Origin of the sequence: Leptotrichia sp. HMT-225 (assembly GCF_030644325.1) — a bacterium.
GTDB lineage: Bacteria > Fusobacteriota > Fusobacteriia > Fusobacteriales > Leptotrichiaceae > Leptotrichia > Leptotrichia massiliensis.
Genome location: NZ_CP130323.1, coordinates 1,608,409 through 1,627,805, shown reverse-complemented (window position 1 = coordinate 1,627,805; position 19,397 = coordinate 1,608,409). Strand labels below are relative to the sequence as shown.

Here is a 19,397-nt window from a genome sequence, read left to right as displayed (position 1 = left end):
TTTAATTTTAAGAAGTTATAAGTATAATTTGAAATTTTAGAAAGGAATGATTAAAATGAAAAAAATAATTTTAATAATTAATATATTTTTGTGCAGTTTTATTTTTGCAGATGATAGTTCAGTAAAAAAAGCACTTGTAAAAGTTTATGCAGCTCATCAGATGTATAATTATGCCTCACCTTGGCAAAATGGGCAAGATTACAATTCGACAGCAACAGGTTTTATAATTGATGGAAATAGAATTATTACAAATGCTCATGCTGTACTAAATGAAAAATTTTTACAAGTTAGAAAAGAAGGAGATTCACGAAAATATAAAGCAAGTGTAAAATTTGTATCAGAAGAATATGATTTGGCGATGATTGATGTGGAGGATAAATCATTTTTTAATGGAACAACCTCGTTAAAATTAGGTAAATTACCACAAATTCAGGAAAATTTAACAGTTTACGGATACCCGCTTGGAGGTGACAAGCTTAGTACAACTAGAGGAATAGTTTCAAGAATGGAGCATAATACGTATACATTAACAAATCAGAAATTTTTGATTGGACAGACTGATGCAGCTATTAACAGTGGAAACAGTGGTGGACCAGTTTTGAGTAATAACAGAGTTGTAGGTGTTGCTTTTGCTGGACTTACACAAGCTGATAATATTGGGTATTTTATACCTGTTAATATACTTGAAAACTTTCTTGATGATGTAAGAGATGGAAATTATGATGGACCACCAAAACTAGGAGTACAATGGGGAAAACTAGAAAGTACGTCGCAACGTCAGATGTTAGGATTAAAAAATGATTCAAAGGGTATCATTATAAAAAAAGTGTTTACAAATTCACCATTTTATGGAATTTTAGAACGAAATGATGTATTATTAAAATTAGATGGGCAAGATATTGAATCAGATGGAACAATTGAGTTCCGTAGAAATGAAAAAACAGACTTTAATTTTATAAATCAGGAAAAAAAATATGGACAAAGTTTGAGTTATGAAATTATAAGGGATAAAAAGGTTCAAAAAGGGCAAGTTACATTAAAGAAAACAGATATAAAATATAGTGTCGTAAAAAGTACAAAATTGCAGGATGCACCATCGTATTATGTCTACGGAGGGTTAATATTTGAACCACTTACAACAAACTATATTACAGCACTTTCCCAATCTCGTCCGACAAACACACTTGCTGCAATTTATGATAGAGAAGAATTGTTTAAGGATTATAACGGATTGGTAATATTAGTGAGAGTTTTGCCATTTGATGTGAACCTTGGATATTCTGATTTGGAAAATAAAATAGTTACGAAAGTTAATGGAAAAAAATATAAGGATTTTGATGATTTTGTACAGAAAGTTAAAAGTACGAATAGTGAATTTATTGTTTTTGAAGATGAGGATAGTAATGAAATAGTGCTGGATGTAGCAAAAGTTAATGCTCAGAAATCAGAATTGATGGAAAATTATAATATTTCACGTGAAATGTCAAGTGATATAAAATAAAAAAATATTTATTCATATGAAAGGAGAAAAAATAAAATATGGTTGAATTTTTTATTGCATTTAGGCATGTTGTTGAAAGGAAATTTCAAAGTGTATTTTCTGTGCTTGGAGTGGCTATTGCTGTAACAGTATTTATTGTTTCACTTACTGTTTCAAACGGACTTGAAAAAAATATGATTAATTCATTGCTTACAATGAGTCCCCATATTTTGATAAAAAATAAGAAAAAAACTTTTTTTCAAGATTATAATCAAATTGTAGATAATATAAAAAAAATACAAGGTGTAAAAGCTGTTATTCCACAAATTAATAGTCAATCGATAATAAAATTTGAAGGCTTTGCAAAAGGAGTTCTTGCTGATGGAATTAGTCCTGAAAATGTAAAACATGGACTAAATTTGAAAATAGTTGAAGGAAATGATAATATTGCAGAGCTTAATTCAGTTCTGATTGGAGAACAGTTAGCATATGAAATGAGATTAAAAGTTGGACAGGAAATAAGTCTTGTGTCTTCAGAAAATAAAGAAATAAAATTAATTGTAAGGGGAATTTTTAAAACTGGTTTTTTAGATTATGACTCAAATCTTATTGTTGTTCCATTGGAAACTATGCAAATTTTAGCAGAACAAGATAAAGCTGCAACGGAAATAGGAATTAAAGTTGAAAGTCCACAAAAAGTGGAAACAATATTAAACCAAGTGAGAAATATAGTTAATCAGGAAGAATACAGTACAATAAGTTGGAAAACAATTAATCAGAATCTTTTGAAGGCAGTACAGTTTGAAAAATTTGTATTAATTGCGATTTTAAGTCTACTTCTTGTTATAGCAAGTTTTGCTGTATCGGTAATTTTAAATATGATTGTCCGAGAAAAAATAAAAGATATAGGTATTTTAAAATCAATTGGATATACAAATAAAAACATTCGTAGAATTTTTACAATAGAAGGGCTAATAATTGGAGTTTTTGGAATGATTATGGCAAGCGGATTATCGCCACTTGTATTGATAGGACTAAAAATTTTATTTAAGGAATATATGAAAGGTGGAACCTATTATTTAGAAGAACTGCCGTTGTATATTTCCCAAAAGGAACTTTTAATTATTTATGGAGTAACATTTGTAGTTGTATTTCTATCAACAATTTTTCCGGCAGCCAGAGCGGCCAGATTAAAACCTGTGGAGGCGTTAAAATATGAATAAAATAATAGAATTGAAAAATGTTAATAAAATTTATAAGACAAAAGTTGAAAATATTCATATATTGAAAAATATAAATTTAGCCTTTAACAAAGGGGATTTTATTTCGATTCAAGGCAAATCAGGAAATGGAAAAACAACACTTCTGAATATACTGGGACTTTTGGATGAACCAACTGATGGAGAAATCTATATTGGAGGAGAGAAAATCCATTATAAGAATGAAAAAGCCAAAACTGCAATAAGAAATCAAAAAATAGGTTTTGTATTCCAATTTCATTATCTTTTAAATGAGTTTACAGCACTTGAAAATGTTATGATGCCTGCACTTGTTAATAAAAATATGAGCAGGAATGAAGCACAAAAGAAAGCCAAGGAACTACTTGCACTTGTTGGTCTTGCAAAACGTTTAAAACATAAACCTATGGAGCTTTCAGGTGGTGAAAAACAGCGTGTAGCGATAGCAAGAGCTATGATTAACGATCCTGATATAATACTGGCTGATGAGCCAACAGGAAATCTGGATACAGAAACAAGTAATATGATAAATGAACTATTTATGAAAATAAATCAAGAAAGAAACCAGTCTATAATAATAGTTACTCACAGTTTGGAACTAGCAAATCTGGCTTCTTACAAATATAAAATTGAAAATGGCGAATTTAATATGATTTTACCAACAATACAATTTTAGGAAAATTTACTAATGAAAAAAGAAAAAATTTATCTGCATTACGATATGGATGCTTTCTTTGCGGCAATTGAGCAAAGGGATAATAGGGAACTTAGGGGAAAACCTATCGCAATAGGACATGGAGTTGTGACAACGGCAAGCTATGAAGCCAGAAAATATGGAGTAAAATCTGCGATGCCAACAGTTCAGGCTAAACGGCTATGCCCAAATCTTATTGTTGTAAGCCTTAGAAAAGGTGTTTATTTTGAAGAAGGCAGAAGAATACAGGGATTAATAAAAAAAGTCTTGAAAAAATGCGAATTTACTTCTGTTGATGAAGGTTATATTGATATTACAGAGTTTATTTGGAATAGAAATACAAGACTTGATAAAAGAGATGAAATTTTAAAAATTGAAAGATTTATAAAAAAATTTAAAAAGTATATTTATGATAATTCAAGACTTACTTGCTCAGTTGGTATAGGTTTTAGCAAGATAAGTGCTAAAATCGCAAGTGATATTAATAAGCCAAATGGTTATTTTATATTTAGGAACCGTGAACATTTTTTAGATTATATTTATAATAAGGAGCTTGGAATAATTCCAGGAATTGGAAGAAAGACAAGGGAAGTATTAAAATTATTTAATATAATAAATGTCTTTCAGATTTATGAAATTGAGAAAAATGAATTAATCAGAAGATTTGGGGAAAGCAAAGGGGAGTATCTGTATAATTCTGTTCGTGGCTTACATTCTTCTGAGATAAATACAGATAGAAAAAGACAGTCTTATGGACACGAAGTAACTTTTCATCAAGAAGAAAATGATATTTTGGCATTGCATGCTGAATTAAAAAAACAGTCTGAAAGATTGAGCAGCAAACTTATTGAAAACAATGAATTTGCCAAAACAGTTACAATAAAAATCCGATATTCCAATTTTGTAACACACACTCGCTCAAAAACGTTGAAAAGTGCAACGAATGATGTAAATGGAATATATAAAGCAGCCCTTGAAAATCTGGAATTTTTTGAAAAAAAGGATGAAGTACGGCTTATTGGAGTACAGTTAAGCTCGATTTTGAAAAGTAATGTAGTTCAGTTGTCGTTTGACGATTTAAAATAAATTATTAGAATATTTTAATAAAAAATTATTTAAGATGGGAAGTGGAATAAATGATTTTAAGTGAAAAAGAAATATTAAGTTATATTGATGAAGTAAATCTTTTGCTGGAAAAAGCATACGTGCCGTATTCTAAATTTCCTGTTGCTGCCTTATTAATTGATGATAATGGAAATATGCACAAAGGAGTTAATGTTGAAAATGCTTCTTTTGGACTTACTCTTTGTGCTGAACGTAATGCAATCACAACAGCAATTACTGGGAACATGAAAAAAATAAAGTTACTTGTTATAACAGGAAATACACCTGAGCCAATTAGTCCGTGTGGAGCATGTAGACAGGTAATAAAAGAATTTTCAGATAAAGACACAGTTATTATTTTGACAAATAAAAATAGAAAATATAGAATTACTTCGTTAGATGAATTGTTGCCATATTCGTTTGGACCAGAAGATTTGTAAAAGTTAAATAACAAACAAAATTTTTATTGAATTATTTTGAAGAATAATATTGAAATTTTCTTAAAATAAGGTATAATTATTATGAGAGGAGAAGGTAAAAATACCTATTTTTAGAAATCTTCATTATATTATTTTTTGAAATTTATTTTAAAAATATTACATTTTTTATTAGTTTTTACTTGCAAACTTAAAAAAATAGGTTATAATATAATTACAAATAACGTGTGTTATATAAAATTATTAAGGAGTGATTTTTTATGAAAAAGTTTATACTAAAGAAAATGTTTCTAGTTTCAATTTTATCTATGGGTTTTAGTGCTATCTCAATGGGAGCTGCATTTGTGACTTCGTCAAAAGATAACGCGATTAACATAAGACAGTCTGCAACTACAGATTCTAAAGTTGTTGAAACTATTACAAATGGACACATACTAGAAAGCAATGAAAAATCTGGTGAATGGCATAAAGTAACATATTATAATGATGAAATTAAAAAGTCATTTACTGGTTATATTCACAATAGCCAATTAAAAGAAATTGTAGGTAAGCTTACTATAACTTCAAGCGAAGGATACAGTAATATAAGAGAAAAACCAACAACAAAGTCTACAATTAAAACTAAACTAAAAACTGGACAGACAGTTTACGCAATAAGCAAAACAGACGATGACTGGTATTATATTAGATACAACGGAAATCAATATGGATATATTTACAGTAATCAGGTAGCTAAAAAATAGATTTTCAAACAACTAAATAAAAAATGGCAGGAAATATTAACAAATATAATCCTGCTATTTTTATATCAAATAATTTATAGTAAAACTACCTTACAACCAAACTCAAAAGCTATAACTATTTTATTTAAACCCTAAATTTATATAATTTTTAATAGTTTCATTTCAAATAGATTCGAGTATCTTTGAAAAATAAAGTTACACAATAACTTCGCTATACATTTCATTTAGCCTTGCTTCAACAGTTTCGTCATTTAGATAATCATCATATTCCATTTCTTTTTCCAAAATACCTTTTGGTGTAATTTCAATGATTTTATTTGCAATTGTCTGAATAAATTCGTGGTCGTGCGTTGTGAATAAGATTGTTCCGTCAAACCTTTCTAATGATTTATTAAGCGATGTAATTGCTTCAAGATCCAAGTGATCTGTTGGGTTGTCTAATAATAGGACATTTGCGTTGGATAGCATCATTTTTGAAAGCATACAACGAACTTTTTCCCCTCCAGAAAGAACTTTGGCTTTTTTTCTTGCCTCTTCTCCTGAGAATAGCATTCTTCCTAAGAATCCACGTACATATTCTTCGTGCTGGTCAGTTGAAAATTGTCTTAACCAGTCAATTAGCGATAAATCTACATCTTCAAAAAATTCTGAGTTATCTTTTGGGAAATAGCTTTGTGAAGTTGTAACTCCCCACTCAACAGTTCCTGAATCTGGTTCTAATTCTCCAGCTAGAATTTGGAAAAGAGTAGTCTTTGCAATGTCATTTTTTGATAAAATAACAACTTTGTCCCCAGTATTTATCGTAAAGGAAATATTGTCAAGAATTTTTTCTCCGTCAATGGTTTTTGTTAAGTTCTCAACTTTTAGCATATTATTTCCAGCTTCTCTTTCAGGCTTGAACTCAATGTATGGATATTTTCTATTAGAAACCTGCATATCTTCAAATTGTAATTTTTCCAGCTGTTTCTTACGGCTTGTAGCCTGTTTTGATTTTGAGGCGTTGGCAGAGAAACGTGCAATAAAGTCTTGCAATTCCTTTTTCTTTTGTTCCATCTTTTTATTTTGGTTTCTGATTAATTCTTGCATTAATTGATTTGACTCGTACCAGAAATCGTAGTTTCCAACAAACATTTTAATTTTTCCGTAATCAATATCAGCAATATGGGTACAAACTTTGTTTAAAAAGTGTCTATCATGCGAAACTACAAGTACAGTTGTGTTTTCCAAGTCCATTAGAAAATCTTCTAACCATTTTACTGCGTGCAAGTCAAGTCCATTTGTAGGCTCATCTAATAATAAAATGTCAGGATTTCCAAAAATAGCCTGTGCAAGCAGAACTTTTACCTTTTCAGGTTCTGTTAATTCTTTCATCAGTTTATGATGAAGTTCAGCGGGAATTCCTAAACCAATAAGGAATTTTTCAGCATTTGTTTCGGCTTCCCAGCCATCTAGCTCTGCAAATTCTCCCTCAAGTTCAGCCGCTAAATTTCCGTCTTCTTCTGTAAATTCGGTTTTTGCATATAAGGCATTTTTTTGCATCATAATATCGTATAATTTTGCGTGTCCCATCATTACTACATTTAACACTTCTTCATCCTCATAAGCAAAGTGATCCTGTTTTAAAAATGATAGTCTTTTATTTTTTTCTACAATAACTTCTCCAGAAGTAGAATCGAGTTCTCCAGTTAACACTTTCAAAAAAGTTGATTTTCCAGCTCCATTCGGTCCAATAATACCGTAACAGTTTCCTTCTGTAAATTTAATATTTACTTCATCAAAAAGTTTTCGTCCACCAAACTGGACAGATAAATTACTTGTTGAAATCAAAAAATTTCCTCCTTAAATATTTATAATTTATCTACATTATATCAAAAATTTTCACTAAAAACAAAATAAATTTATTTAAAACCTTTATTTTTTTCAAAATAATTGGTAAAATATACGAAAGAAAAAAATTGAAAAGGATAGAATGGGGAAAAGTATGAATAAGACAAATTTTCACACTCACAATTACCGATGTGAACATGCCGTTGGAAATGTGGAAGATTATGTAAAAGTAGCGATTAGAGAAGGCTATACGGAACTTGGAATATCAGATCACGCTCCAATGTCTGAGTATTATGAAAATAATAGAATGAAAGAAGAAGATTTTGACGGATATTTGAAAGAAATAGAAGAAGCACAGGAAAAATATGGAGATAAGATTAAGATTTATAAATCATTAGAAATTGAATATTTTCCAGAATTTATTGAAAAATATGATAGATATAGAGAAAAATTGGATTATCTTGTTTTAGGGCTGCATGCCTTTAGAAAAGATGGAGATAATACAAATTATAATGCCTGGAAGATACAGACAGGGGAAGATGTGCTGGCTTATGCAAAATATATGGCTGAAGCTATTGAAAGTGGAAAATTTGACTACATTGCACATCCAGATTTGTATGTAATAAATTATCGAACTTGGGATGAAAGCTGTGAAAAAGCGGCACACATGATTTCAAAAGCGGCAGAAAACATGGATGTACCGCTTGAAGTAAATGCAAATGGAATAAGAAAAACATTTGACAGGCATCCAGAATGGGACAGATACATGTATCCATATAAGGAATTTTGGGAAATTGTAAAACAGTATAATGTTAGAACAATAATTGGTTCAGATGCGCACGATTTTAACAGAATGGAAGATAAAGAAATGGAAATTGCGAGAGAATTTGCGAAAGAAATTGGGCTGAATGTAATTGAGAGTATTTTTTAAATAAAAGGAAAATAAACTTTAGGAGGTAAAAATGGATAATACTTTTAGATTTTTAAAAGGTTCAAAAATGACACATCCTACGACAGGGATAACTTTGGAGTATTTAGATAAATCTGATGCAGTTTGTTTTGTGTTATTTAACGAAACAAAAGAAAAAGTAATTTTAGTGAAACAGTTCAGACCAGGGCCAAAAAATTATGAAATTGAAGTTTGTGCTGGGCTAATTGATGGTAATGAGGAGCCTAGAGTGGCTGCATTTAGAGAGTTGAAAGAGGAAACTGGGTATTTAGAAAAAGATGTGACAGACATTGAAGAAATGCCACAAGGACTGTATGTATCGCCAGGATACACTACTGAAAGATTGTATTTTTTCAGTGCGAGACTAAAATCTGATGATATTAAACCAATAGAGCAGTCACTTGATCATGGGGAAGAAGTGGAAGTAGTATGGGTTAATGTGAAGGATATTACAAAAATGTCAACTGATATGAAAACAATATTGGCGGTAACGTATTTTCAAGATAAAAAATAATTTTTAGGTAAGTAAAAATTTACGAAGGGAGGATAGTATGAACAAATTTTATCTGCCACTACCTGTCATAATATTGATTTTTTATATAGTTTATACAGTTTTTGCAATAACTATGAGGAAAATCAAATTTAATGTGGAAAATTTAGAAGAACTAGACGGAGAATTTATATTTACTTTTATAAAAAGAATAAAAAAGAAAGAAATTTATTTTAATATTGATGAAGTAAAAATATGTCTTTTAACAAGAATACTTATTCAGAAAGGAACTTTTAGAACGATAAACTTCAATATATATCTGAATGACGGATATAGTCTAAGATTGAGAAAAAAAAGAGAATGTCTGCTATTCCTACAAGTATGCAGGGAGAAAAGAGAAGATTTGTATCAAAAAATTTTGAGTATGATACCTGCAGAAACAACAGTCGTTTCAATTATTGAAAAGGAACTGGATAATTTTAAGCGATAAAAATAAATTAGGAAAGGGAGACAAGATGAATCTGTGGAATTTTTTTAAAAGAAAGAAAAAAACAAAATCAGGAATATGTTTTTCAAAAGAAAAGTCAAAAGAAGAACTTGTAAAAAACTTTTTGGAAATTAATGCTGATAAAATTGAAACAATTACGACAGAGACTGGAGAAGAATTAACTGGAAATACCAGTAAATTTTTTCTTTATTTAAAGGATGGGAGAAAAGTTACAGTATTAATAAATCCAAAGCGTGATTTTCTTCTTAAACAGCAAATAGGACTTGAAATATTTTTGGAAAAATTAAAGTCAGAAACTTTTAAAAATATAGATGAGAAAGAGCTTTTTGAGTATAACAGTCTGTTTGTAATTTTTGAAGCAGTAAGTAAAGAAGAAGAGAAAGAAAATGGGAAATTATTAGATCAACTGGCAGTTTTTTTAGGGGAATTCCATAAATTTATTATACAAAAAAATTTGAAACATTATCACTATGATAGAAAAAGAATGGTTCAGAATAATGAAAAATGGGAAATTTCAGACTTTATTCCACCCCTTTCAGATAAAATGTTCTTTGAATATGAAATAGAAATGACTGACAATGATGCCGAAAGAATGAAAAAAAATATTGAAATTTTGAGAGAAAACGGTCTTCCTTATGATGAAAAAATGGAAGTGAGCATCTCTGAAAAAGATGTAAAGATATATAAAAAATGGGATATTATAAGAAGAATTGTAGCAATAGTAGTAACACGCCTTGCTGCAGAAACATATCTTGAGAAAAAAGAAAATGGTAAAAAAGAGTTGGCTGCAATGGTAGATGTTTTTGAAGAAAAGTACCAGTTTAAGCAAGTTTTATCAGAGCGTGAAAAAGATTTTATTGAAAATTTAAGTGGGGATAAGGATTTGAATGCAGAGTTTTATTTTAGACTTGAGTCAGCAAAAATGCTACTATGGGTTTTATCAATTATAGATATTGAATTTCAGGATTTTAATACATTTTGTGATATTTCAATTTTAATAAATGGAATAAAAAATGAAAATTTAAAATCATTTGCAAGAAAATGTGAGATTCGTTCCAAAAATAAAATTATGGATATGCTTGACTATATATATAGGTTAAACTGGGCAAATGTTGAAATAAAAATGAATGGGTATGAAAGAATTGTAAATGAAAGTATTTTATATTTTAGTAGGTTGGCAGTGGAATGGGTAGTTCAGGATGGAAAAAGTATGGATGATATTGTAATTCATACATAAAAAAACTTATTGCTAGATTATTTTGAAACCATTAAAAAAACAGGCTTAAATAAAATAATTTTAAAAATTATTTGACAATGGAAATTAAAAATGCTAATATAAAAATGTAAGATTTATAAAGATTTTTTTAAGTTAATAAATTTGTAATTATATGTATAGAAGGAGAAAAAATACAATGAAAAAAATCGCAATTTTAACAAGTGGAGGAGATTCACAAGGTATGAATACAGCGATAAGAGCTGTCACTAAAGCTGCAATAAACAAAGGAATGGAAGTTTATGGTATAAGAAGAGGATACAAAGGTATGCTTGAAGATCAAATTTTTCCATTGACATTGTTAGATGTAAGTGGAATTGCTGATAAAGGTGGAACCATTTTATTATCAGCTAGATTGCCAGAGTTTAAAGATCCTGAAGTTAGAGCAAAAGCGGCGGCTAATTTGAAAAAACATGGAATAGACGGACTAGTTGTAATTGGAGGAGATGGTTCATTCCATGGAGCACATTATTTGTATGAAGAACATGGAATTAAAACAATTGGAATACCAGGGACTATTGATAATGACGTAGCTGGAACAGACTATACAGTTGGTTATGATACAGCATTAAATATTATATTAGACGCTATCTCAAAATTGAAAGATACTGCTACTTCTCACGAAAGAACATATTTAGTAGAAGTAATGGGAAGAAACTGTGGAGATTTGGCTCTTTATGCTGCAATAGCAGGAGGAGCAAGTGGAGTTATGATTCCAGAAACTCAAACATCTATTGATAAAATATCAGAAGTAATTAAAAAAAGACGTGAAGAAGGTAAATTATATGATATAATCGTTGTTGCTGAAGGTGTAGGAGATGTTATGAAAATTAAAGATGAGTTAGCCAAAAAAGTTGATACAAGCATAAGAGTTACTATTTTAGGACATATACAAAGAGGTGGAGCACCTACTGCATTTGATAGAATTTTAGCAACAAGATTAGGAGTAAGAGCTGTTGAGCTTATTGAAGAAGGACAAGGTGGATTAATGGTTGGAATTCAAAGTGAAGAAGTAACAACTCATAAATTATCTTACGCTTGGGAAAATTATTCAAAAGCATCTGTTGCCGATTATGCAATAGCAAACATATTATCATTATAATTGTTAATGAAAGACTGATTTTTTTAAAATAAATGAAATTTCTTACACAAAGTGAGAATTCATTGATAATAAGGCAATGAAATTTTAAATCAAATTTTAGGAGGAAAAATGAAAATTAAAATGACTAAAGTTGTTTGTACCATTGGTCCAAAAACTGAAAGTGCTGAAATGTTAACAAAGTTAGTGGAAAGTGGAATGAACGTAATGAGATTAAACTTTTCACATGGTGATTTTGAAGAACATGGAGCAAGAATTAAAAATATTAGAGAAGTAATGAAAAAAACAGGTAGGGAAGTAGGAATTTTATTAGATACTAAAGGGCCTGAAATCAGAACTGGTAAATTAGAAGATGGAAAAGATGTATTATTAGAAACTGGTAAAAAAGTAACAATTACTACAGACTATACTTTTGTTGGAAATGCTGAAAAATTTGCAGTTTCTTATCCTGGAATTGTTGATGACTTATATGAAGGAACAACAGTTTTATTGGATGATGGTTTAGTTGGATTAAAAGTTGAAAGTGTTGATAAAGCAGCTGGAGAAGTTCACTGTGTTGTTACAAACACTGGAGAATTAGGAGAAACTAAAGGTGTAAACTTGCCAGATGTTTCAGTTGGATTGCCAGCGTTGGCTGAGAAAGATATTGCTGACTTGAAATTTGGTTGTGAACAAGGTGTTGACTTTGTAGCAGCTTCATTTATAAGAAAAGCATCTGACGTTGCTGAAGTAAGAAAAGTGTTAGATGATAATGGTGGAAAAAATATCCATATTATCTCAAAAATCGAAAGCCAAGAAGGTGTCGATAACTTTGATGAAATCTTGGAATTAAGTGATGCAATCATGGTTGCTAGAGGAGATCTAGGAGTAGAAGTACCTGCTGAAGAAGTTCCGTTTATGCAAAAAATGATGATTAGAAAATGTAACAAAGCTGGGAAACCAGTTATTACAGCAACACAAATGTTAGATTCAATGATAAGGAACCCACGTCCTACAAGAGCAGAAGCTGGAGACGTTGCTAACGCTATCTTAGATGGTACAGATGCAGTTATGTTATCAGGAGAATCTGCAAAAGGTAAATATCCAGTGGAAGCTGTTAAAATGATGGCAACTATCTCAAAAAGAACAGACGAATTTAAAAAATTCAAAACTATCGAAACTCCAGATGGATCAGAAATTACTGTTACAGAAGCAATTTCAAGTGGTGCAGTAAGTACTTCTCATGCATTGGATGCTAAATTAATCGTATGTTGGACAAAAACTGGTAGAGCACCAAGAATGATTAGAAAATATGGACCAACTGTACCAATTATCGCGTTGACTGACAACGAACAAACTGCTAGACAATTGGCACTAGTAAGAGGAGTTAGAGCTTACGTAGCAAAAGGATTAGATAAAACAGATGATTTCTTCGCAAAAGCAAGAGAAATTGCAGCTAACCATGAAGAAGCTAAAAAAGGTGATTTAGTGGTAATGGTAACTGGAATTTCTAAAGAAGGAACAACTAATACATTTAGAGTAGAAAGAGTTGGAGAATAATTAAAAATCTGATTATTTAACCATACTACACACAACAAGCAATTATAAATATTTTATGAGGGAAACGGTCTTATGCCTTTCCCTCTGTTTATATACTTAGAACTTTTATAGACTTAAACTTAATGAAATATACTTAAAACGATTGGATTGCAGAATTTAGGAAAGGAATAAAAAAGTGAAAAAACTTGATGATTTGATAGATGTTTTTGCAAAATTACCAGGAATTGGGAGAAAAAGTGCAGCAAGAATTGCGTTTGATATGCTTGAAAAAAGCGAAGCTGATATTGACAGAATGCTTGAAATAATAAAAGATTCACATACGAATATTAAACATTGTGAAATTTGTGGAAATTTATCGGAAAATGATATTTGTGATATTTGTGCTAATGAGAAAAGAGATACGGAAGTAATCTGTGTTGTTGAAGGAGTAAGAGATGTAATTGCCTTTGAAAAATCAGAAACATACAATGGGCTCTATCATGTGCTTGGCGGAAAAATTGATCCACTAAATGGAATTACTATCGAAGATTTGAATTTGAGAAAATTGATAAGAAGGCTGGATGGGAGTATAAAAGAAGTTATACTTGCCTTAAATCCTGATTTAGAAGGGGAAACAACAAGTCTTTATTTAACAAAATTCTTAAAAGATAAAAATATAAAAATTTCAAAAATCGCCAGTGGAATTCCAATGGGAGGAAATATTGAATATACAGATATGGCAACACTGGGAAGATCACTGGAAGGAAGAATTAATGTAGATGATATAGATTAATATTTATAGTTTAGGAATTTATGAAAAAATTTAGAAATTGCCTAAAATGAGCATAACTTCTAATTTTAATTTTATATAAATATTGTTATAAATTGGAAAAAACTGAAAAAATATTTGCACTTTTAAAATGATATGGTATAATATTAAATATAGTGAGGTATAAAAAGTGAACAAGTTTTTTTTATTTAAAAATTTTAAAATAATTGTTATTATGTTTTTTGTATTTTTTTATCAAATACTATTTCCTGTAACTTTTAAATATAATACTGGAGAAAATCTAGTACAAAAGATAAGAGGTGAAGAAAAACAGGAAAAACTAATAAAATCAGTATTGGATGCTATACGTGGACATAATAATAAATTTGTTAGATTTTATCTTGCAACTAAAGATAATATTAATAATAGAGAAAAAATAAAAGACCAGTTTGCAAATCGAAAAGAAGGAGTGTACGGTGTAAATTTAGATGAAGCATTATTGTTTCAAGGAAATGGTGAATTGGTTGATGTAAATGCAAAAACCAAGGATGGATATACACCAATTATTGTAGCCATTGAAGCTAAAAATAATGAAATTTTGAAGCTTCTTATTGAAAATGGTGCAGATTTATATGAAAAACATCCAATTTTTAATAGAACTACACTTGGAACAGCAGCATATTATGAAAATGCCGAAGCAGTGGAAATATTGTTAAAAAAAGATGCAAGACTTGCAAATGTTGGAAGTGATGCGGATGGATGGACTCCACTCCAAGATGCAACATTAAAAGCTAATTCCAGAATTGTCAAAATGTTGTTGGAACATGGAGCAAATCCCACAATTACAGATAAGCATGGTGGAACCCCAATGGATATGGCAACAAAATTTGGAAAAGGTGAAATTGTAAAAATGCTGAGGGATTACATAAAGGCTAATAGAGGTAGATTATAGTTTTTTGAATTTGTTTGTAATAAAAAAATTTATATATAGAGGAGAAAACAATGAAAAGAATGACAGGAATTGGTGCTTCAGAGGGAGTATCTATAGGTAAAGTATTACTTTTTATCGCAGAGGAGATTGTTATTCCGCAAACAAAAGAGGCAGATTCAACAATTGAGTCTGAATTGGCAAAATTGCAAGCTGGATTGAAACAGTCTAAAACTCAATTAATTGCAATCAGAGAAAAAGTAAAAGAGAAAATGGGGGAAGATAAAGCAGCAATTTTTGATGGTCATATTATGCTTCTTGAAGATGAAGATTTGATTATGGAAGTTGAAGATAAAATTAAAGGAGAAGGACTTCCAGCTGCAAAAGCGTTACACGATGGAATTAATGAATATTGTGATATGATTTCACAATTAGATGATCCATACCTAAGAGAAAGAGCCGCTGATTTACAAGATATAGGTAAAAGATGGCTTAAAAACTTGTTAGGAATGAAAATTCATGACTTGAGTAACTTAGAGCCAGGAACAATTGTTGTAACTGAAGACTTGACTCCATCTGATACAGCTCAATTGGATTTGGAAAACTGTATAGGATTTATTACAGAAATTGGAGGAAAAACAGCTCACTCTGCAATCATGGCAAGATCACTTGAATTACCTGCAGTAGTTGGGGTAAAAGGAATACTTGATGAAGTAAAAGATGGTGAAGTTGTTGTTATGGATGGAGAAACTGGAGAATTATACCTGGAACCATCTGAAGATTTGGTAAATGAGTATATTAAAAAACAAGAAGCGATAAGAAAAGAAAAAGAAGAATTGAAAAAATTAATTCATGAAGATGCAGTTACTCTTGATGGTAGAAAAGTTGATATTTGGGGAAATATTGGAAGCCCTAATGATGTTGATGCTGTAATTGAGTCAGGAGCAACAGGAATTGGATTATATAGAACAGAATTTTTATTTATGAACTCTGATCACTTCCCAACAGAAGAGGAACAATATCAAGCATACAGAGTGGTTGCTGAAAAAATGCAAGGAAAACCTGTAACAATAAGAACAATGGATATTGGTGGAGATAAAGAATTACCATATTTAGATTTACCAAAAGAATTAAATCCATTCTTAGGATATAGAGCAATCAGAATTTCGCTAGAAAATAAAGATATGTTCAAAACTCAGTTAAAAGCGATTTTAAGAGCATCTCAATATGGACAAATCAAAATTATGTATCCAATGATTAGTTCAATTAATGAAATAAGAAAAGCAAATGCTATTTTGGAAGAATGTAAGAGAGAACTTGATGAAATTGGAAAAATCTATGATAGAAATATAAAAGTGGGAATAATGGTTGAAACTCCTTCAACAGCTATTATTGCTTACAAATTTGCAAAAGAAGTTGATTTCTTCTCAATAGGAACTAATGACTTGACACAATATTTCTTAGCAGTAGATAGAGGAAATGAAATGGTTGCAAACTTATACAACTCATTTAACCCTGCGGTATTAGAAGCTATTCAAAAAGTAATTGATGCTGCACATGGAGCAAATATAAATGTTAGTATGTGTGGAGAATTTGCTGGAGATAAAAGAGCAACTAAATTATTGTTAGGAATGGGGCTTGATTCATTTAGTATGAGTGCATCATCAGGATTAACTGTTAAGAAAATAATTAGAAACAGTAATTATGCAGATGCGAAAAAATTCAGAGATTTAATTTTACAACAAGATACACCTGAAGAAGTTGTAGCAAAAGTATAATAAATTATAACAAAAAAGGCTAGTTAGTTTCTTAGCCTTTTTTGCCTTAAAATCGGGATTATTATTTTAGAATAAAATTATTTTGAAGACAAACGAAAAAATTGTTTAAACCATAATTTTATTCGATATTAGATTTTATTTCTAAAAAATAATAAGTATAATAACTGAGGAGTAAAAATATGGAAAATAAAAAAGTAGCAGTGTTTTTGGTAAATGGATTTGAAGAAATTGAAGCAGTAACTCCAATTGATTTGCTTCAAAGGGCAGGGATTAATGTAGATACAGTTTCAATCACAAAGGATAACCTTGTGGAGAGTGCGAGAAGAATGAAAATACTGGCAGATAAGATAATTGATGATATTGATTTTTCTGAATATGATATGCTGATATTGCCTGGTGGTCCTGGAGTCGGAAATTATTTTAATTCACAGACACTGTTAGATAATGTGTTAAAATTTTCAAAAGACAATGAAAATAAAAAAATTGCGGCAATATGTGCGGCACCTACGGTATTATCTAGCCTTGGAATTTTGGAAGGGAAAAATGCAGTGTGTTTTCCAGCGTGCGAAAATGAACTGGTAAAAGGGAAGGCAGTGTTAGGAAAAGATAGAGCTGTTACAGATGGCAATGTTATAACAAGCAGAAGTGCAGGAACTGCATTGGATTTTGCCTTTGAAATTATTAGTGAACTTTTGGAAAAAAAAGAAGCAGAAAAAATTGCTGATGAGATTGTTTATAAATAAATTTGTAAATAAAAGTATAAATTTTAAAAAGTTATATGGAAAAAATAAGAAAAGTATGCTAAAATGTTTCAGTAATTATGAAAGAAATAAAATGATTTGATAATTAACAATATTACAAACTATTGATTTAAGTACAATATATAACTATTTTAAAATAATTTTAAAAATAAAACTAAAAATAAATTAGAAATTTAGGAGTTTGCATGAAATTAGTTTACATTCTAAAATTGGTTTTAAAAAGCTTTATAAATGCTAGATTTGTATATTTTAAAATGTCTAAGAAAGGAAGAAAATATGGAATACCATAAGCCCGTGCTGTTTGACGAAGTGATTGATAATATAATAACGAAAAAAGACGCTGTTTATGTTGACTGTACACTTGGCGGCGGTGGGCACACAGAGGGTATTTTACAAAATTCTTCTGAAAATTCAAAAGTTGTTGCAATTGATCAGGATATGGAAGCCATTGAGTTTGCAAAAAAAAGGCTTGAAAAATACGGACACAAACTGCAGATATTTCAAGACAATTTTAGAAATATTGATACAGCTGTTTATCTTGCAGGCTTTGAAAAAGTGGATCGAATACTTATGGACATAGGAGTTTCATCAAATCAACTGGATAATGCCGAAAGAGGTTTTTCGTATAGATTTGATGCACGGTTAGATATGCGTATGGATAGTAGCCTAAAAATAGGTGCTTACGAAGTTATTAATGATTTTTCTGAAAAGGAAATCGCAGATATTATTTATAAGTACGGTGAAGAGCCAAAATCTCGTAAAATTGCAAAAAAAATTGTAGAATATAGGAAAAATAAGCCAATCGAAACAACATTGGAACTTGCGGATATTGTTATAAAATCAATAGGAAAAAGTATGAAACGGCATCCTGCCAAAAGAACATTTCAAGCTATAAGAATTTTTGTAAATAAGGAGCTTGAAGTGCTGAGCGAAACATTGGATAAAGCAGTAGAACTACTTAATAAAAATGGTAGGTTATTAGTAATTACTTTTCATTCATTGGAAGATAGAATTGTAAAGGAAAAATTTCGTGAATATGAAGATCCGTGTATTTGTCCAAAAGATATACCAATTTGTGTATGTAATAAAAAAAGTTTGGGAAAGATAATTACAAAAAAACCAATTATTGCTAAAAAATTAGAATTAGAAGAAAATAATCGGGCACATTCAGCAAAATTGAGAATTTTTGAAAGGAGTGAATAAACAGTTATGAATGGTGTTTCAAAAAACAAAAAAATGCAAATGGAAATCCTTGATGTTCCAAAAATTACGAATACAGCAAGATCAAAAGAAGATGCAAGAAGAGAAAGAATAGTAGCTCCTACAGAAGTTAGAAAAAAACTTTCCAGAACAGCGGGGTTAAATATGAGAGTAATAGTTATAGTTAGTATTTATGTCGCTATTGTAACAATAGTAGCTTTACTTCGTGTTTTTGTTTCATTTAATATTTCTGAGTTACAAAGAGAAATTAATACCAAAGAAAAACAAGTAGTAATGTTACAAAAAGAAATTGCATTACTAGATACTCAAATGGTCAACAAGGAAGATTTAAAAACTAAGGAAATAAAAGCCAAAGAAAGAGGTTTCGAATTTCCAAATTCTCCAATATATATAGATTTGAATAATTAAACTAAATAAAATATAACATTAAAAGTACAGGTGTTATATTTTTTTATTGACAATAAGTCAAAAAATTGGTAACATATTAGTATACTGACTAAGCAGTCAACTTAATTTTGTTATAATTATAGTAAAACTATTTTAAGAAAGTTTTTAGGTCACAATTATAGTACTCAATTCC

General features: G+C 30.0%; 19 protein-coding genes. 18 read left to right on the top strand and 1 reads right to left on the bottom strand.

Annotation, left to right across the window (positions count from 1 at the left end):
• The first annotated feature begins 55 nt into the window (after window positions 1-55).
• The 6 genes from QU666_RS07965 to QU666_RS07940 all read left to right on the top strand — a co-directional run bounded on the left by QU666_RS07965 (window position 56) and on the right by QU666_RS07940 (window position 5,696).
• Window positions 56-1,501: a serine protease gene (locus QU666_RS07965; protein ID WP_036070981.1), complete on the top strand. Its 1,446-nt coding sequence runs from the start codon at window positions 56-58 to the stop codon at window positions 1,499-1,501.
• A gap of 38 nt (window positions 1,502-1,539) precedes the next feature.
• The gene (locus tag QU666_RS07960; RefSeq protein WP_021769320.1) at window positions 1,540-2,703 is read left to right on the top strand and encodes an ABC transporter permease; all 1,164 of its coding nucleotides are present in this window, start codon (window positions 1,540-1,542) and stop codon (window positions 2,701-2,703) included.
• On the top strand, window positions 2,696-3,394 hold the full coding sequence (locus QU666_RS07955) for an ABC transporter ATP-binding protein (RefSeq protein WP_021769321.1): 699 nt from the start codon (window positions 2,696-2,698) through the stop codon (window positions 3,392-3,394). Before QU666_RS07960 ends, QU666_RS07955 begins: the two co-directional genes overlap by 8 nt.
• A gap of 12 nt (window positions 3,395-3,406) precedes the next feature.
• A complete protein-coding gene (gene dinB, locus QU666_RS07950; RefSeq protein WP_021769322.1) occupies window positions 3,407-4,498 on the top strand; it encodes a DNA polymerase IV in 1,092 nt (363 codons plus the stop codon).
• Window positions 4,499-4,548: 50 nt separating this feature from the next.
• Entirely contained in the window at window positions 4,549-4,956 is a 408-nt protein-coding gene (cdd, locus tag QU666_RS07945) for a cytidine deaminase (RefSeq protein ID WP_021769323.1), read from the top strand.
• Window positions 4,957-5,213: 257 nt separating this feature from the next.
• Window positions 5,214-5,696, top strand: coding sequence for an SH3 domain-containing protein (locus QU666_RS07940; RefSeq protein WP_021769324.1), 483 nt, complete (start codon window positions 5,214-5,216; stop codon window positions 5,694-5,696).
• 195 nt (window positions 5,697-5,891) lie between these two features.
• On the opposite strand, the gene QU666_RS07935 is transcribed toward QU666_RS07940, so the two are convergent.
• Window positions 5,892-7,523 carry an ABC-F family ATP-binding cassette domain-containing protein gene (locus tag QU666_RS07935; RefSeq protein WP_021769325.1) on the bottom strand — a complete coding sequence of 544 codons (1,632 nt, stop codon included), beginning with the start codon at window positions 7,521-7,523 and terminating at the stop codon, window positions 5,892-5,894.
• A 154-nt stretch (window positions 7,524-7,677) separates the two neighbouring features.
• Between QU666_RS07935 and QU666_RS07930 the strand changes: the two genes are divergently transcribed.
• The 12 genes from QU666_RS07930 (at window position 7,678) to QU666_RS07875 (ending at window position 19,225) form a co-directional block, all read left to right on the top strand.
• Entirely contained in the window at window positions 7,678-8,454 is a 777-nt protein-coding gene (locus tag QU666_RS07930) for a histidinol-phosphatase (RefSeq protein ID WP_036070984.1), read from the top strand.
• Window positions 8,455-8,485: 31 nt separating this feature from the next.
• Window positions 8,486-8,986, top strand: coding sequence for an NUDIX hydrolase (locus QU666_RS07925; protein WP_021769328.1), 501 nt, complete (start codon window positions 8,486-8,488; stop codon window positions 8,984-8,986).
• 37 nt (window positions 8,987-9,023) lie between these two features.
• Window positions 9,024-9,452, top strand: a complete 429-nt coding sequence (locus QU666_RS07920; RefSeq protein WP_021769329.1) for a hypothetical protein — start codon at window positions 9,024-9,026, stop codon at window positions 9,450-9,452.
• 25 nt (window positions 9,453-9,477) lie between these two features.
• A complete protein-coding gene (locus tag QU666_RS07915; RefSeq protein WP_036070988.1) occupies window positions 9,478-10,707 on the top strand; it encodes a DUF4272 domain-containing protein in 1,230 nt (409 codons plus the stop codon).
• A gap of 175 nt (window positions 10,708-10,882) precedes the next feature.
• Window positions 10,883-11,845: a 6-phosphofructokinase gene (gene pfkA, locus QU666_RS07910; RefSeq protein ID WP_021769331.1), complete on the top strand. Its 963-nt coding sequence runs from the start codon at window positions 10,883-10,885 to the stop codon at window positions 11,843-11,845.
• 108 nt (window positions 11,846-11,953) lie between these two features.
• Complete coding sequence (pykF, locus tag QU666_RS07905; RefSeq protein ID WP_021769332.1) at window positions 11,954-13,381, top strand: pyruvate kinase PykF; 1,428 nt, start codon at window positions 11,954-11,956, stop codon at window positions 13,379-13,381.
• Between the two features lie 175 nt (window positions 13,382-13,556).
• On the top strand, window positions 13,557-14,153 hold the full coding sequence (gene recR, locus QU666_RS07900) for a recombination mediator RecR (RefSeq protein ID WP_021769333.1): 597 nt from the start codon (window positions 13,557-13,559) through the stop codon (window positions 14,151-14,153).
• A 211-nt stretch (window positions 14,154-14,364) separates the two neighbouring features.
• Window positions 14,365-15,081: an ankyrin repeat domain-containing protein gene (locus tag QU666_RS07895; RefSeq protein WP_083378264.1), complete on the top strand. Its 717-nt coding sequence runs from the start codon at window positions 14,365-14,367 to the stop codon at window positions 15,079-15,081.
• Window positions 15,082-15,131: 50 nt separating this feature from the next.
• Window positions 15,132-16,835: a phosphoenolpyruvate--protein phosphotransferase gene (ptsP, locus tag QU666_RS07890; RefSeq protein ID WP_021769335.1), complete on the top strand. Its 1,704-nt coding sequence runs from the start codon at window positions 15,132-15,134 to the stop codon at window positions 16,833-16,835.
• Between the two features lie 179 nt (window positions 16,836-17,014).
• Window positions 17,015-17,578 (top strand): DJ-1 family glyoxalase III, encoded by a 564-nt coding sequence (locus QU666_RS07885; protein ID WP_021769336.1) that lies wholly within the window; start codon window positions 17,015-17,017, stop codon window positions 17,576-17,578.
• A gap of 294 nt (window positions 17,579-17,872) precedes the next feature.
• On the top strand, window positions 17,873-18,799 hold the full coding sequence (gene rsmH / locus QU666_RS07880; RefSeq protein ID WP_036070991.1) for a 16S rRNA (cytosine(1402)-N(4))-methyltransferase RsmH: 927 nt from the start codon (window positions 17,873-17,875) through the stop codon (window positions 18,797-18,799).
• Window positions 18,800-18,805: 6 nt separating this feature from the next.
• Window positions 18,806-19,225 (top strand): hypothetical protein, encoded by a 420-nt coding sequence (locus QU666_RS07875; protein ID WP_021769338.1) that lies wholly within the window; start codon window positions 18,806-18,808, stop codon window positions 19,223-19,225.
• The last annotated feature ends 172 nt before the right edge of the window (window positions 19,226-19,397 follow it).

Bases quoted from the DNA above. Each gene is read 5' to 3' on its own strand.
- pykF (WP_021769332.1), top strand. From the start codon at position 11,954: ATGAAAATTAAAATGACTAAAGTTGTTTGTACCATTGGTCCAAAAACT.
- QU666_RS07955 (WP_021769321.1), top strand. From the start codon at position 2,696: ATGAATAAAATAATAGAATTGAAAAATGTTAATAAAATTTATAAGACA.
- QU666_RS07895 (WP_083378264.1), top strand. From the start codon at position 14,365: ATGTTTTTTGTATTTTTTTATCAAATACTATTTCCTGTAACTTTTAAA.
- cdd (WP_021769323.1), top strand. From the start codon at position 4,549: ATGATTTTAAGTGAAAAAGAAATATTAAGTTATATTGATGAAGTAAAT.
- QU666_RS07940 (WP_021769324.1), top strand. From the start codon at position 5,214: ATGAAAAAGTTTATACTAAAGAAAATGTTTCTAGTTTCAATTTTATCT.
- QU666_RS07965 (WP_036070981.1), top strand. From the start codon at position 56: ATGAAAAAAATAATTTTAATAATTAATATATTTTTGTGCAGTTTTATT.
- QU666_RS07925 (WP_021769328.1), top strand. From the start codon at position 8,486: ATGGATAATACTTTTAGATTTTTAAAAGGTTCAAAAATGACACATCCT.
- QU666_RS07885 (WP_021769336.1), top strand. From the start codon at position 17,015: ATGGAAAATAAAAAAGTAGCAGTGTTTTTGGTAAATGGATTTGAAGAA.
- QU666_RS07915 (WP_036070988.1), top strand. From the start codon at position 9,478: ATGAATCTGTGGAATTTTTTTAAAAGAAAGAAAAAAACAAAATCAGGA.
- QU666_RS07930 (WP_036070984.1), top strand. From the start codon at position 7,678: ATGAATAAGACAAATTTTCACACTCACAATTACCGATGTGAACATGCC.
- dinB (WP_021769322.1), top strand. From the start codon at position 3,407: ATGAAAAAAGAAAAAATTTATCTGCATTACGATATGGATGCTTTCTTT.
- QU666_RS07960 (WP_021769320.1), top strand. From the start codon at position 1,540: ATGGTTGAATTTTTTATTGCATTTAGGCATGTTGTTGAAAGGAAATTT.
- rsmH (WP_036070991.1), top strand. From the start codon at position 17,873: ATGGAATACCATAAGCCCGTGCTGTTTGACGAAGTGATTGATAATATA.
- QU666_RS07875 (WP_021769338.1), top strand. From the start codon at position 18,806: ATGAATGGTGTTTCAAAAAACAAAAAAATGCAAATGGAAATCCTTGAT.
- ptsP (WP_021769335.1), top strand. From the start codon at position 15,132: ATGAAAAGAATGACAGGAATTGGTGCTTCAGAGGGAGTATCTATAGGT.
- pfkA (WP_021769331.1), top strand. From the start codon at position 10,883: ATGAAAAAAATCGCAATTTTAACAAGTGGAGGAGATTCACAAGGTATG.
- QU666_RS07920 (WP_021769329.1), top strand. From the start codon at position 9,024: ATGAACAAATTTTATCTGCCACTACCTGTCATAATATTGATTTTTTAT.